Annotated in this window: 12 protein-coding genes and 1 pseudogene; 5 read left to right on the top strand and 8 right to left on the bottom strand. The window is 70.1% G+C overall.

Features of this window, described 5'->3' with window-relative positions; translation table 11 throughout:
* Positions 1–9: 9 nt before the first annotated feature.
* The 8 genes and pseudogenes from M6D93_RS11000 to M6D93_RS10970 form a co-directional block, all read right to left on the bottom strand.
* Entirely contained in the window at positions 10–1,074 is a 1,065-nt protein-coding gene (locus tag M6D93_RS11000) for an SAM-dependent methyltransferase (RefSeq protein WP_249769221.1), read from the bottom strand.
* A gap of 160 nt (positions 1,075–1,234) precedes the next feature.
* On the bottom strand, positions 1,235–2,104 hold the full coding sequence (locus M6D93_RS10995) for a siderophore-interacting protein (RefSeq protein ID WP_249769220.1): 870 nt from the start codon (positions 2,102–2,104) through the stop codon (positions 1,235–1,237).
* A 35-nt stretch (positions 2,105–2,139) separates the two neighbouring features.
* Positions 2,140–2,613, bottom strand: coding sequence for a TOBE domain-containing protein (locus M6D93_RS19630; RefSeq protein WP_430667231.1), 474 nt, complete (start codon positions 2,611–2,613; stop codon positions 2,140–2,142).
* 165 nt (positions 2,614–2,778) lie between these two features.
* A pseudogene (locus M6D93_RS19625) lies at positions 2,779–3,144 on the bottom strand (ATP-binding cassette domain-containing protein); the annotation flags it as partial.
* A gap of 77 nt (positions 3,145–3,221) precedes the next feature.
* Positions 3,222–4,037 carry an ABC transporter permease gene (locus M6D93_RS10985; protein ID WP_347343621.1) on the bottom strand — a complete coding sequence of 272 codons (816 nt, stop codon included), beginning with the start codon at positions 4,035–4,037 and terminating at the stop codon, positions 3,222–3,224.
* The gene (gene modA / locus M6D93_RS10980; RefSeq protein WP_249769217.1) at positions 4,034–4,840 is read right to left on the bottom strand and encodes a molybdate ABC transporter substrate-binding protein; all 807 of its coding nucleotides are present in this window, start codon (positions 4,838–4,840) and stop codon (positions 4,034–4,036) included. The genes M6D93_RS10985 and modA overlap by 4 nt, the downstream gene beginning before the upstream one ends.
* Positions 4,837–5,262 (bottom strand): TOBE domain-containing protein, encoded by a 426-nt coding sequence (locus M6D93_RS10975; protein ID WP_249769216.1) that lies wholly within the window; start codon positions 5,260–5,262, stop codon positions 4,837–4,839. The genes modA and M6D93_RS10975 overlap by 4 nt, the downstream gene beginning before the upstream one ends.
* 201 nt (positions 5,263–5,463) lie before the next feature.
* Entirely contained in the window at positions 5,464–6,222 is a 759-nt protein-coding gene (locus M6D93_RS10970) for an IclR family transcriptional regulator (RefSeq protein WP_249769215.1), read from the bottom strand.
* Positions 6,223–6,312: 90 nt separating this feature from the next.
* Here M6D93_RS10970 and hutH point away from each other — a divergent pair, with 90 nt between their 5' ends.
* The 5 genes from hutH to hutI are packed head-to-tail and all read left to right on the top strand — an operon-like array spanning position 6,313 to position 13,311.
* Entirely contained in the window at positions 6,313–7,860 is a 1,548-nt protein-coding gene (gene hutH, locus M6D93_RS10965) for a histidine ammonia-lyase (RefSeq protein WP_249769214.1), read from the top strand.
* Between the two features lie 50 nt (positions 7,861–7,910).
* A complete protein-coding gene (hutU, locus tag M6D93_RS10960; RefSeq protein WP_249769213.1) occupies positions 7,911–9,587 on the top strand; it encodes a urocanate hydratase in 1,677 nt (558 codons plus the stop codon).
* Positions 9,588–9,590: 3 nt separating this feature from the next.
* Positions 9,591–10,814 carry an allantoate amidohydrolase gene (locus M6D93_RS10955; RefSeq protein WP_249769212.1) on the top strand — a complete coding sequence of 408 codons (1,224 nt, stop codon included), beginning with the start codon at positions 9,591–9,593 and terminating at the stop codon, positions 10,812–10,814.
* Positions 10,811–12,151 (top strand): formimidoylglutamate deiminase, encoded by a 1,341-nt coding sequence (locus M6D93_RS10950; RefSeq protein ID WP_249769211.1) that lies wholly within the window; start codon positions 10,811–10,813, stop codon positions 12,149–12,151. Before M6D93_RS10955 ends, M6D93_RS10950 begins: the two co-directional genes overlap by 4 nt.
* A complete protein-coding gene (hutI, locus tag M6D93_RS10945; protein WP_249769210.1) occupies positions 12,148–13,311 on the top strand; it encodes an imidazolonepropionase in 1,164 nt (387 codons plus the stop codon). The genes M6D93_RS10950 and hutI overlap by 4 nt, the downstream gene beginning before the upstream one ends.

Here is a 13,311-nt window from a genome sequence, read left to right as displayed (position 1 = left end):
TCCTGATGATCAGGCCGGTTGTAGACGCCAGAACCGCCACGTTTCATGCTCGATGGCCAGCGGTTCGCTCGCCACCAGCCCGGCCCGTTCGGCGTAGTGGCGAAGCGTGGCCGGCCGGAGAACTGTGCCGGTCGCGGCACTGGGTAACAACGCCATGCTATCGGGCAGGCAGATCAACACGCTGAATCCGTACATCATCCGCTCGACGAGGTCCGCGGGCGCTCGGTAGTCATCGGCCACCTTCATGTCGACCACCAGGATGCTGCCGTTCGGCGCCAGCGTGCGACGGCAGGTTGCGAGCAGGCCGACCGGATCAGGCACATCGTGCAACATCTCGGCCAGCACGATGAGGTCGAAGGGACCGTCCGTCCGATCAAGCGGGCTCAGGTGCGGTCGCACCCGGTTGCTGAGGCCGGCGGCGGCGATGTTGGTCCTGGCCGCGTCGATGCTTTCGCCGTCCAGATCGTAGGAGTCCACGACGATCGCGTCGAAGGTCTCCGCGATGCCGATGCCCGCCCAACCGTGTCCACACCCGATGTCGGCCACCCGTGCCCCGTGGATCAGGCGGCGAGCCACCTCGGGCAGCGTGTCGTCGATCCAGCCCGGCAGCATCCGGCGCAAAGCGAAGCGGTTGAGATCGGCCTCGCCCTCGCGGACATCGGGATCGTGGTGCGTCCAGCCGAAGCCGGTTCCGTCGCGGTAGGCATCCTCCAGCCGACGCATGGCCGCCAGTGCACCGATCACCTGGCGGGCGAGGGGTTCGATGTAGCGTTCTGACTCCGGCTCGAGCAGTACTTCGCGCGCGGCGTCGGACATCACGAACACGGGGGGCTCGTCGCCCGCGCCCGGACGGACCTGCAGAAAACCGGAAGCGCCCATCGCCTCGCACCATTCCCGGCAGTAGCGCGGGGCGATATTGGCCCGGCTGCTGAGCTCGCTGCTGGTCAGCCCGTCGGGCGCGTCGGCCAGTTGCCGCCACAGGCCCAGCCTCGAGCCGAGCACCAGCGTGGCCATTTCCATCGCGGCCACCGAGCTGTCAACGATCCGCCCCATCAGCGCGTCGGCGTCGTCCACGGTCCGCTCCTCCCCGTCGGGGGAACCGTCGTGCGCTGATCGTCGCGCGGCTCCGCCCCCCAGCGGTAGAGCAAGGGCAGGCCGTATCTGATACGTAACCGGATGAACGTGCTGAACAGACATCCGGCATTCGTTGCAGAACATCACATGCCGGCGGGTGTTATCCGCCCGGGACGGGATCCTCGGCTTCGACCGCGGTGTTCGAGTCCCGCTTGGCCGCTCGCCACGCCTCGTCGTCTGCGCCCAGTCGCCAATAGCCGGAGATCGACAGCTGGTCCAGACCGATTCCTCGCTCGCCGCGCAGGTGACGACGCAACTGGCGGACCGCTCCGGCCTCACCGTGGACGAAGGCGTGGACCCGGCCCGCGGGAAACAGCGCCCGACCGACCTGCTCGACCAGCCGTAGGCCGACAGCTTCGTCGCCGCGGTGCACCCAGTGCACCGTCGTTCTCGCGCCGATCGCAAGCGGGATCTCGTGGGCCTGGTCGTGGACCTCGATGAACACCAGAGTTTCCGCTGGGTCTCCGGCCCGGTTCCGGAGCCGTTGCAGGGCGGCCGCGATGGCGGGCAGCGCACTGTCGTCGCCCACGAGCAGGTGCCAATCGGCCTCGGGGTCGGGGGAGTAACCGCCGCCCGGACCGTTGAGCAGGATCTCTGCTCCTGTGCCCACCGACGCCGCCCACGGGCCGGCCAGGCCTTCTTCGCCGTGCACGACGAAATCGAGGGTGAGCTCCTGGGCGTCGGCGTCCCACTCGCGCACGGTGTACGTGCGCAGCTTGGGCCAGTGCTCAGCCGGATGACTCGTGCGGATCGCCGCCATGTCGATCGGACGGTCGTAGTCCGCCTCAGGATGCAGGAACATCACCTTGACGTAGGCATCGGCGAACGCGGCGGCCCGTTCGCCGTCGAAACGGGCGATGTCACCGTCACCGACCACAAGCCGCACCAGAGACGGGCTGAGCTGTTCACGCCGCAGCACGCGGGCAGAAATCGGATGGCGTGGCCGTTCGCGGCCCACTGGCTCGGTCATGTGGGTTAGGGTAGCCTAACTCTGTTGAGGTTCCCTCAGGGCTCCGGGTAGGCGTCGATGTCGGTCGCCTTGGCCGACAGCCACACCGGCGTCCCGTCACTGAGTTGCAGCTCGGCCGCGGCGGCCGCGGTGATGTCGACCAGGGCCCCGGGCTCGCCGGCCACCTCCACGCGAATCCGGTCGAGCAGCGGCTCGAGCCCGCGAACCGTCCCGCTCCACAGATTGCGTGCGCTGCTGGCCGCCGGGCGCTCGGTATGCAACGTGATGGCGCTGGGACGGACGGCGACCAGACAATTCGCGCCGGAGGCGAGTTCGTGGCCGGCAGCGGCGACGAGGGCCCCGCCACCGGCCAGCCGCACCGCACCACGCTCCAGCCGCCCGCGGTAGAGATTGAGCCCCACCAGGCGCGCGATGTAGTTCGTCGCCGGCCGACGGGCAATCTCGGCGGGCGTCCCGGTCTGAACCACCCGTCCGGACTCCAGCACGAGCAGACGATCCGTGAGGACCATCGCCTCCAACGGATCGTGAGTGATCAGCAGGGCCGGGGCGGGAAACGCTCGGAGCTGACGAACCAATTCGGCGCGCACACTCAACCGGGTCCGTGCGTCGAGAGCGGCCAGCGGCTCGTCGAGCAGCAAGGCCCGGGGGCGGCAGGCCAGCGCACGGGCCAGGGCCACCCGCTGCGCCTGGCCGCCCGACAGCCGACCGGGGCGGCGCTCGGAGTACTCGGCCAGGTCCAGCCGCCGGAGCCAGTTCGCGGCCTCCAGGCGGGATTCACTGCGGCTGATTCCCCTGCTGCGCAGGCCGAATCCGACGTTGTCCAGCAGGGATAGGTGGGGGAACAACCGGTAGTTCTGGAAGACCACGCCGAGCTCGCGACGTTCGGGCGGAATCTGGATGCCCGCCGCGACGTCGGTCAGGACCATCCCGTCCAGCTCGATCCGGCCGCGTCGCAGCGGCTGCAGCCCGGCGAGTGCCCGCAACAAGGTCGTCTTTCCGGCGCCGTTGGGTCCGAGAACGCCGAGGACCTCGCCCGGCCGCGCCTGGTCGCACACGTCGAGACGGAACTCCTCCCGCTCGACGCTGACGTCGAAGTCCAGCGCGGCGTAATCGCCGCTCACGTCGGGGACCCGGCCCGCAGCCAGTTGTCGCGCAGAGCGACCAGCAGGGTGACGGCCACGAGCAGCAGCACCAGGCTGAGCGCGATCGCTGCGTCCGGGTCGGTCTGGAAGGCGTTGTAGATCGCCAGCGGCATCGTCTGCGTGGTCCCCGGGTAGTTGCCGGCGAACGTGATCGTGGCGCCGAACTCACCGAGCGCCCGAGCCCAGCACAGCACCGCTCCGGCGCCGATCGAGGGAAGCACCAATGGCACGGTCACGCGCCGGAAGACCGTCCACCGGCCGGCGCCCAAAGTCGCGGCGGCTTCCTCGAGACCGAGGTCGGACGAGCGCAGCGCGCCCTCCACCGAGACGATCAGGAAGGGCATCGACACGAAGGTTTCGGCCACGACCACGCCGGCGGTGGTGAACGGCAGGGTGATGCCGAACCAGGAGTCCAGGTGCTGCCCGACGACGCCGTTACGTCCCGCGGCCATGAGCAGGGCCACGCCGCCGACCACGGGTGGCAACACCAACGGCACGGTGATCACGGCGCGGGCCAGACGCAGGCCGGGAAAGCGCACCCTGGCCAGCACCCACGCCAGCGGGACTCCGAGCACGATCGAGATCACCGTTGCCGCGCTGGCACATTCCACCGACAATCGCAGCGCGGTGACGACGGTGCGCTGGCCGAGCAGCGATCCCAGCGCGCTCCACGGGGCACGAATCAGCAACGCCAGCAGGGGCACCGCGAGAAAGAGGAGACACAGCCCTGCGGGGATCGCGATCCCCAGCGGGGGACGGGTCGAACGGTCCGGTCGCGTATTCAGGATCAGGGCTTTCCGAAGCCGGCCGCATGCAAGATCGCCTGCCCGCCGGCGGAGGTCACGAAGTCGACGAAGGCCTTCGCGGTCGTGGCGTTCTTGGACTCGGTCAGCGGCGCGATCGGATACTGCGAGATCGTGTTCTGCGCGTCCGGGATCTCCACCCCGGTGACCTTGGCCGCCGCGGCCTTGACGTCGGTCACGTAGACGACGCCGGCATCGACCTCACCCAACTGCACCTTCGTCAGCACCGACTTGACATCCGGCTCCTCGGTAACCGGTGTCACCGCCAGGTTGTTCTTCTGCAGCACCGTCAGCGCGGCGGCACCACAGGGCACCTGGGCCTGGCAGAGCGCGACCTTGACGCCGCTCTTGGCCAGGTCGCTCAGGGAGCTGACCTTGCCGGGATTCGCCGGCGGGACGGCAACTTCGAGCTTGTTCGTCGCGAAGTTGACCGGCTGGGCGGACGTGCCGTTCTTGGCGGTCACGGTGGTCATGTTCTTCGGGGCGGCCGAGGCGAAGACATCCCCGGGTGCGCCGGAGTTGATCTGCTCGGCGAGCGCCGAACTGCCGCCGAAGTTGAACTTCACGGTCGTACCGGGGTGGGCGTTCTGGAACTGTGTGCCCAGTTCGGTGAACGTGCCGGTGAGCGAGGCGGCCGCGAAGACCGTGATCGTGCCCGTCACTGCGGTTGCTGCCGAGGTCGAGCCCGCCGCACCGGTAGCGGCCTTGTTCGAACTGCTGCAGCCGACCAGTGCGATGCCGATGGCGGCCGCGGTCAGGACCGGGACGAGCAAGCGGGGCAGCGGCTTCATGGGACCTCTCCGGAGGGAACCTCGACCACCACGTTGGTGGCCTTGACGGAAGCGACGGCGAGCACGCCGGGCACGAGTCCGAGCTCATCCGCGGCCTCACGGCTCATCAGGGACACGATGCGATGCGGACCTGCCTGGATATCGACCTGCGCCATCACGGCATCGCGGACGACACGAGTGACCAGGCCGACAAAGCGATTGCGCGCGGACTCGCTGACCACCGGGCGCGGCGTCGGGCGCTCGGCCTGGGCCGCCACCTCGACGGCCAAGCGCGCCAGATCCGCCCCGTCGACGACCTGGTGGCGGCCTCTGCTCTGCTCGGCCTTGCCCGCCGCGATCCGGCCCGCGTCGATCCAGCGGCGCATGGTGTCGTCACTGACGCCGAGCAGCTCGGCGGCCTCGCGAATCCGGTAGCTGGGCACGCAGGCAACATAGCAGCAGCTGCGGCGACCTGGTCGGAATTTCACCGCCTCCGCGGATCGCAGCCTCCTATCCGCCCGCCGTTGAGGTTGCCCTTGTTGCTCGGGTCGGCTCGTTGAGGTTGCCCTTGTTGCTTGCAACAAGGGCAACCTCAACGGGGGTGGGGGTGCAACAAGGGCAACCTCAACGGGGGTGGGGTGAGGTCAGCCGCCGATGCGGCGGGTGATGGACGCGGCCGTCCGCACCACGTGGCCGGCCAGGAATTCGCGCCGGCCGGGAGCGGCGACCTCCGAATCCGGGAACGTCAGAGCAACGCTGGCCACCGGATGGCCCGAATGGTCGTTCACCGCGGCAGCAACCGAGCCGAAGGCGGCGGTGATCTCGCCGTCCTCGCGGGCAAATCCCGCCCGCCGAACCTGGACCAGCAGTGGCCGCAACGCCGACAGCGACCGCGGACCCAACTCATTGCGCAGGACGAAAGCGCTGGGATCGGGGTACAGCGCCCGCAGCTGCGCCGGGGGAAGCCCCGCGAGCATCGCCCGTCCGGACGCGGTGAGCTGCGCCGGCAGCCGAACGCCGACGTCGGTCACCAGCGGTGGCCGTCCGAGCGCCCGCTCCTCGATGACGTAGATGACCTCCCGGCCGTGCAGGACGGCCAGGTGCGCGCTGTAGCCGGTGCGGTCCACCAGCGCGGCCAACGGCATGCGGGCCAACCGCTGCAGCGGCTCGTGGCGGGCGTAGCCGGTGGCCAGCTCGTACGCGCCGACGCCCAGCCCGTACCGGCGCTCCTCGGGCAGGTGGACGACGAAGCCGGCCTCGATGAGGGCGCCGAGCAGGTGGTAGGTGCTCGATCGGGGCAGGTCGAGGTCGCGGGCGATCGCCGCCGCGCCCGCGGGCCCGGGTTGGCGCGCCAGATAGCGGAGCACATCGAGCACCTGGGCTGCTGCCGGGACCTGGGCCATGGTGGCAGATTATCGAATCGTCTCAGATACCAGACACAACCTGGCGCGCCGCTCTGGCGCGCACCGGTCCCCTGGGTGTCCGATGAGGTCATGCAGCTCATCGATCCCGTCGTCCTCGGCATCGGCCCTCTCAGCCCCGACGACGTCGTGGCGGTGGCCCGGCATGGCGCGGGCGTAGTCCTCTCGCCCGAGGCCGAGCAGGAGATCACCGCCAGCCGCAAGGTCATCGAGGCCCTGGCCGACGATGTCGAACCGCACTACGGCGTGTCGACCGGGTTCGGGGCGCTGGCCAATCGGCACATCCCGACCGAACTGCGTGCCCAGCTCCAGCGGAGCCTGATCCGTTCACACGCCGCGGGCTCGGGCCCAGAGGTCGAACGTGAGGTGGTGCGTGCACTCATGCTGCTGCGGTTGTCGACGCTGGCCACCGGACGCACCGGCGTGCGGCTGGAGACCGCCCGCGCCTATGCCGCCATGCTGAGCGCCGGGATCACGCCGGTGGTGCACGAGTACGGCTCGCTCGGCTGTTCCGGGGACCTGGCTCCGCTGGCACACTGCGCACTGGCCGCCATGGGTGAGGGCACCGTTCGCGACGCCGCCGCGCGCCTCCGTCCGGCCGGCGAGGTTCTGGCCGAGGCCGGCATCGCGCCGATCGTGCTGGAGGAAAAGGAAGGGCTCGCCCTGATCAACGGCACGGACGGCATGCTCGGGATGCTTGTGCTGGCCAGCCATGACCTCCGCCGGCTGCTGCGCACCGCCGACATCACCGCCGCCATGAGCGTCGAGGCCCAGCTCGGCACCGACGCCGTCTTCGCGGCCGACCTGCAGGCCTTACGCCCGCACCCCGGCCAGGCGGTGAGCGCGGCGAACCTGCGGGCCCTGCTGGCCGACTCCGCGGTCATGGCCAGTCACCGCGGTCCTGGCTGTACGAAGGTGCAGGACGCGTACTCGCTGCGGTGCTCTCCTCAGGTGCACGGCGCCGTGCGCGACACGCTCGCGCACGCCGAGTTGGTGGCCGGGCGTGAACTGGCCAGCGCGGTGGACAACCCGGTTGTGACGCGCGACGGACGGGTCGAGAGCAACGGCAACTTTCACGGTGCCCCGATCGCTTACGTGCTGGACTTCCTCGCGATCGCCATCGCCGATCTGGCTTCGATCTCCGAGCGGCGCACCGACCGATTCCTCGATGTCTCCCGCAGCCACGGGCTGCCGGCCTTCCTGGCCGACGATCCGGGCGTCGACTCCGGACACATGATCGCCCAGTACACCCAGGCCGCAATCGTCTCCGAACTCAAGCGACTGGCCGCACCGGCCTCGGTCGACTCGATCCCGTCCAGTGCCATGCAGGAGGACCACGTGTCGATGGGCTGGTCGGCCGCCCGCAAGCTGCGCCGCAGCGTCGACGGCCTGATCCGGGTGCTGGCCGTGGAACTGCTCACCGCCGCCCGTGCCTTGGACCTGCGCGCGCCCCTGACCCCGGCGCCGGCGACCGCAGCCGTCGTTGCCGGCCTCAGGTCCGACGTGGCCGGTCCGGCGACGGACCGCTACCTGGCCCCCGAGATCGAGGCGGCGGTGAGCTACGTGGCCACCGGCGCCGCCCTGGCCGCCGCCGAGTCGGTGGCGGGCCCGCTCGGCTGATCGTCCAACCGTCCCGTTCACGAACGTCCCGCTGGCATAAGGAGAAACACATGGAAGGCGCCCGTCCGGTCCGTGCCCCCCGAGGTACTACGCTGACCGCGCGATCCTGGCAGACCGAGGCCCCGTTGCGGATGCTGATGAACAACCTCGACCCGGAGGTGGCCGAACGGCCGGATGACCTGGTCGTCTACGGCGGCACCGGACGGGCCGCGCGCAACTGGGCTTCCTTCGACGCGATGGTCAAGACGCTCACCACCCTCAAGGACGACGAGACCATGCTGGTCCAGTCGGGCAAGCCGGTCGGTGTGATGCGCACGCACGAGTGGGCGCCGCGGGTGCTGCTGGCCAACTCCAACCTCGTCGGGGACTGGGCCACCTGGCCGGAGTTCCGCCGCCTCGAGCACCTCGGCCTGACCATGTACGGCCAGATGACGGCCGGCTCGTGGATCTACATCGGAACCCAGGGCATCCTGCAGGGCACCTACGAAACCTTCGCCGCGGTCGCGGCCAAGCGATTCGGCGGAACCCTGGCCGGAACGCTGACGGTGACCGGCGGGGCGGGCGGCATGGGTGGCGCGCAGCCGCTGGCGGTAACGCTCAACGACGGTGTGTGCCTGGTGATCGACGTCGATCCCTCGCGTCTGCAACGTCGGGTCGAACACCGTTACCTCGACGAGGTCGCCGAGAACCTCGACGCCGCGATCGTGCGCTGTGAGCAGGCCAAACGCGACCGCATCCCGCTGTCGGTCGGCCTGGTCGGCAACTGCGCGACGGTCCTGCCCCAACTGCTGGCTCGTGGCGCGGAGATCGACATCGTCACCGACCAGACCTCAGCCCACGACCCGTTGTCCTACCTGCCCGAGGGCATCGACCTCGGCGACTGGCAGGACTACGCCGCCGCCAAGCCTGAGGAGTTCACCGATCGCGCCCGGGCCTCGATGGCCAAGCACGTCGAGGCGATGGTCGGATTCCTGGACGCCGGTGCGGAGGTCTTCGACTACGGCAACTCGATCCGGGACGAGGCACGCCAGGGCGGCTACGACCGTGCCTTCGCCTTCCCCGGCTTCGTCCCGGCCTACATCCGGCCGCTGTTCACCGAGGGCAAGGGACCGTTCCGCTGGGCGGCGCTGTCCGGGGACCCGGCCGACATCCGGGCCACCGACCAGGCCGTGCTGGACCTCTTCCCGGACAACGATCATCTGCACCGCTGGATCCGCGCGGCCCAGGACAAGGTCGCCTTCCAGGGACTGCCCGCCCGGATCTGCTGGCTGGGCTACGGCGAGCGGGACAAGGCCGGCGTCCGGTTCAACGACATGGTCGCCCGGGGTGAGGTTTCGGCCCCCATCGTGATCGGACGTGACCACCTGGACTGCGGCTCGGTGGCCTCGCCTTACCGCGAGACCGAGTCGATGGCCGACGGCTCGGACGCCATCGCCGACTGGCCGCTGCTCAACGCCTTGATCAACACCGCCTCGGGCGCGTCCTGGGTGTCGATCCACCACGGTGGCGGCGTCGGCATCGGCCGGTCCATCCACTCGGGCCAGGTCACGGTCGCCGATGGCACCGAACTCGCCGGGCGCAAGATCGAGCGCGTGCTGACCAACGACCCCGGCATGGGCGTCATTCGCCACATCGACTCCGGCGACGCCCCGGACTTCGGCAACGAGGCAGGCCCGCTGGCCGAACACCCCGAAGGTTGCGTGTCCGTGCCGATGGCCCAGCATTAGGCCGTGAGCACCCCCGATTCCGTCGGCAGCGGCTTCGACCGGCTGTGGGCCGAACTCGAACCGGTCGGTCGCAATCCCGTCAACGGCGGGTACCGACGGTTCGCCTGGACCGAGGCCGATGTGTGCCTGCGCGAATGGTTCGCCGCGCAGGCCGCCGCGCGCGGGCTCGATCTGGTCACCGACCGGGCCGGCAACCAGTGGGCGTGGTGGGGTGATCCCGACGCCGCCGTGTCGGCCGGAGACCCCGGGGTAGTCATCGGATCGCACCTGGACTCGGTGCCCGACGGCGGCGCGTTCGACGGACCGCTGGGCGTCGTCTCGGCCCTGCTGGCCGTGGATCGTCTGCGCGCACAAGGGTTTTCTCCGGCCCGCCCGATCGGCGTGGTCAACTTCGGCGACGAGGAGGGCGCGCGGTTCGGCATTGCCTGTGCGGGATCGCGGATCATCACCGGCGCGCTTGCGGGTGATCGCGCGCTCGGTCTGACCGACGCCGACGGCACCTCGATGGCCGAGGCGATGACGCGCGCGGGCCGAAGCACGGCTCACGTGGGCCGCGACGACCAAACGCTGGCACGGGTCGGTGCCTTCGTGGAATTGCACGTCGAGCAGGGTCGCGGTCTCGTCGATCTCGGGCATCCGGTCGCCGTCGGAACGTCCATCTGGCCGCACGGGCGCTGGCGGTTCGAGATCAACGGGCAGGCCAACCACGCCGGCACCACGCGCCTGGTCGACCGGCACGATCCGATGCTCACCTATGCCGCCGCCGTTCAGCGGGCCCGCGATCTCGCCGTCCGGCACGATGTCCTCGCTACGTGCGGCAAGATCCTCGTCGAGCCGAACGGCGTCAACGCGATCCCGTCCAAGGTGACCGGATGGCTGGATTCGCGGGGTGGAGACCCGGCCGGCGTTCGTGCCTTGATCGCGGAGTTCACCGACTGGCTGTCCGGTGCCGGCGCGAGCCTGGCCGAGGAGTCCTGGACGGACGAGACGTTCTTCGATCGGACCCTGGCCAGCCGCCTCGCCGAGCGGCTGGGCGAGGTGCCCTTGCTGCCGACCGGCGCCGGCCACGACGCCGGCATCCTGGCCAACGCAGGGGTCGCCACGGCAATGCTTTTCGTTCGCAATCCCAGCGGAATCTCCCACTCCCCGGTGGAGTTCGCCGAGCGCGACGATTGCGTCGTCGGCGTGCACGCCCTGGCGAGCGTGGTCGAGGACCTAGCCTCATGACCGCCCTGTTCGCCGAGCAGGCCGTGTTGCCCGGCGGCCTCGCTCGAGACGTTCGCATCGAGGTCACCGACGGTCGATTCTCCGCCGTGGTGCAGGGTGGATCGTCCTCCGGCGCCGAGCGACTCACCGGTGTGGTGTATCCCGGTTTCGCCAACGCCCACAGTCACGCCTTCCACCGCGCTCTGCGGGGTCGTACGCACGCCGACGGTGGCACGTTCTGGACGTGGCGCGAAGCGATGTATGCCGTGGCCCGCCGGCTCGACCCGGATTCCTACCTGCAACTGGCGCGGGCGGTCTACGCCGAGATGGCATTGTCCGGCGTGAGCACGGTGGGGGAGTTCCACTACCTGCATCACGCCCCAGGTGGCCTGCGCTACGACGATCCCAACGCGATGGCCGAGGCGCTGCGACAGGCCGCGGCCGAGGCCGGGATCCGGATCACCCTGCTGGACACGGCCTACCTGGCCGGTGGCCTCGACGCGGGCGGCCATCTGCCGCTGGACGCCGTGCAGGAGCGCTTCAGTGATGGCGACGTCGACGGCTGGCAGACCCGCGTCACCCGACTGCAGGACAGTGACGGCTTCCGGGTGGCCGCGGCGATCCATTCCGTCCGGGCCGTGCCCCGCGAGGTACTGGGCGAAGTCCGCGCCGCGGCCGGGAAGCTGGGCGGGCGCCACGGAGGGCAATCGCCGTTGCATGTGCACCTGTCGGAGCAGCCGGCCGAGAACGAGGCGTGCGTCGCCTTCTACGGTCGGACGCCGACGGCCCTGCTCGACGACGAGGGCGTCCTGGATGCGGCCACCACGGCGGTGCACGCCACCCATCTCACCGAAGCGGACATCGGCCTGCTCGGATCGCGGCGGAGCACCGCGTGTTTCTGCCCGACGACCGAGCGGGATCTGGCCGATGGCATCGGACCGGCGCGGTCGCTGCGCGAGGCCGGCGCGGTGCTGAGCCTGGGCAGTGATCAGAATGCGGTTGTCGACCTGATCGAGGAGGCCAAGGCCCTGGAGGCGCATGAACGCCTGAACACCCTGCAGCGGGGGCGATTCCGGCCCGAGGAACTGCTCAGTGCGCTCACCAACCACCCATCGCTCGGCTGGGCCGACGCGGGAACGATCGCCGTCGGTCAGCGCGCCGACCTCGTGTGCGTTCGCGCCGACACGGTCCGTACCGCGGGTGCTCGGGCTGATCAGCTACTTCTGGCGGCAACGGCCAGCGACATCGACAGCGTCTACGTCGACGGGCGCCCGATCGTGCAACAGGGCCGCCACCGTCTCGGCGACATAGGGCAGTTGCTCAACGCGGCGATCGCCCCTCTGTGGGAGCAGCGATGAGCAGCGTCGTCGTCGACAACATCGGCGAGCTCGTCACCAACGACTCCGCAGTCGGCGACGGCAGCACCCTCGGTCTGCTGAGCGATGCGGCGGTGGTCGTCGAGGCCGGCCGGATCAGCTGGTTGGGCTCCGCCGGGGCTGCCCCGGCGGCCGATCGTCGGGTCGACGTCGCCGGGCGAGCCGTCGTCCCCGGCTTCGTCGACTCCCACTCCCATCTTGTCTTCGCCGGCGACCGGGGCGCCGAGTTCGCCGCCCGCATGGCCGGGATCGCTTACGACGGTGGGGGAATCTCGACCACGGTGGCCGCCACTCGGGCCGCCGGTGTCGCCGAGCTGCGGACGTTGGTGGCCGGTCGGGTCGCGGAGATGCGAGCCCAGGGGACGACGACCGTCGAGATCAAGAGCGGCTACGGCCTGTCTGTCGCCGACGAGGTCAACTCGCTGAGCGTCGCCGGCGAGTTCAGTGCGGAAACGACCTTCCTCGGCGCCCACGTGGTGCCGGCCGGAGTCGATCGACGGCACTACATCGACCTCGTCGTCGGCGAGATGCTCACCGCATGCGCACCGCTGGCCCGCTGGATCGATGTGTTCTGCGAACCGGCAAGCGCGCACGCCTTCGATGGGGACGAATCCCGCGAGATCCTGCTGGCCGGTCGGGCCGCCGGGCTGCAGCTCCGGGTGCACGGCAACCAGCTTGCGGCCGGTCCGGGCGTGCAGCTCGCGGTCGAGCTGGGCGCGGCCAGCGTCGATCACTGCACGTTCCTCTCACCTGCCGACATCGATGCTCTCGCCGGCGGGCAGACGGTGGCGACGTTGCTGCCCGGTGTGGAGTTCGCGACCCGGTCGCCCTATCCCGACGCCCGCGCGCTCCTCGACGCCGGCGTGGCCGTGGCGCTGGCGACCGACTGCAACCCCGGTACGTGTTACACGTCCTCGATGCCGCTGATCATCGCGCTCGCGGTCCGCGAGATGGGCCTGACCCCGGCCGAGGCGTTGTGGGCGGCCACCGCAGGCAGCGCGCACTCACTACGCCGCGCGGACATCGGCGCGCTTCGGGTCGGCATGTCGGCCGACCTCACCGTGCTGGAGGCACCGAGCTACCTGCACCTGGCCTATCGTCCGGGCGTTCCGATCGCTCGGGCGCTGGAAATTCCCGGCTGA

Source organism: Jatrophihabitans telluris, assembly GCF_023516435.1.
Taxonomy (GTDB): Bacteria; Actinomycetota; Actinomycetes; order Mycobacteriales; family Jatrophihabitantaceae; genus Jatrophihabitans_A; species Jatrophihabitans_A telluris.
Note: the sequence above shows the minus strand (reverse complement) of the source record. Positions and strands in the feature narration are given on the sequence as shown.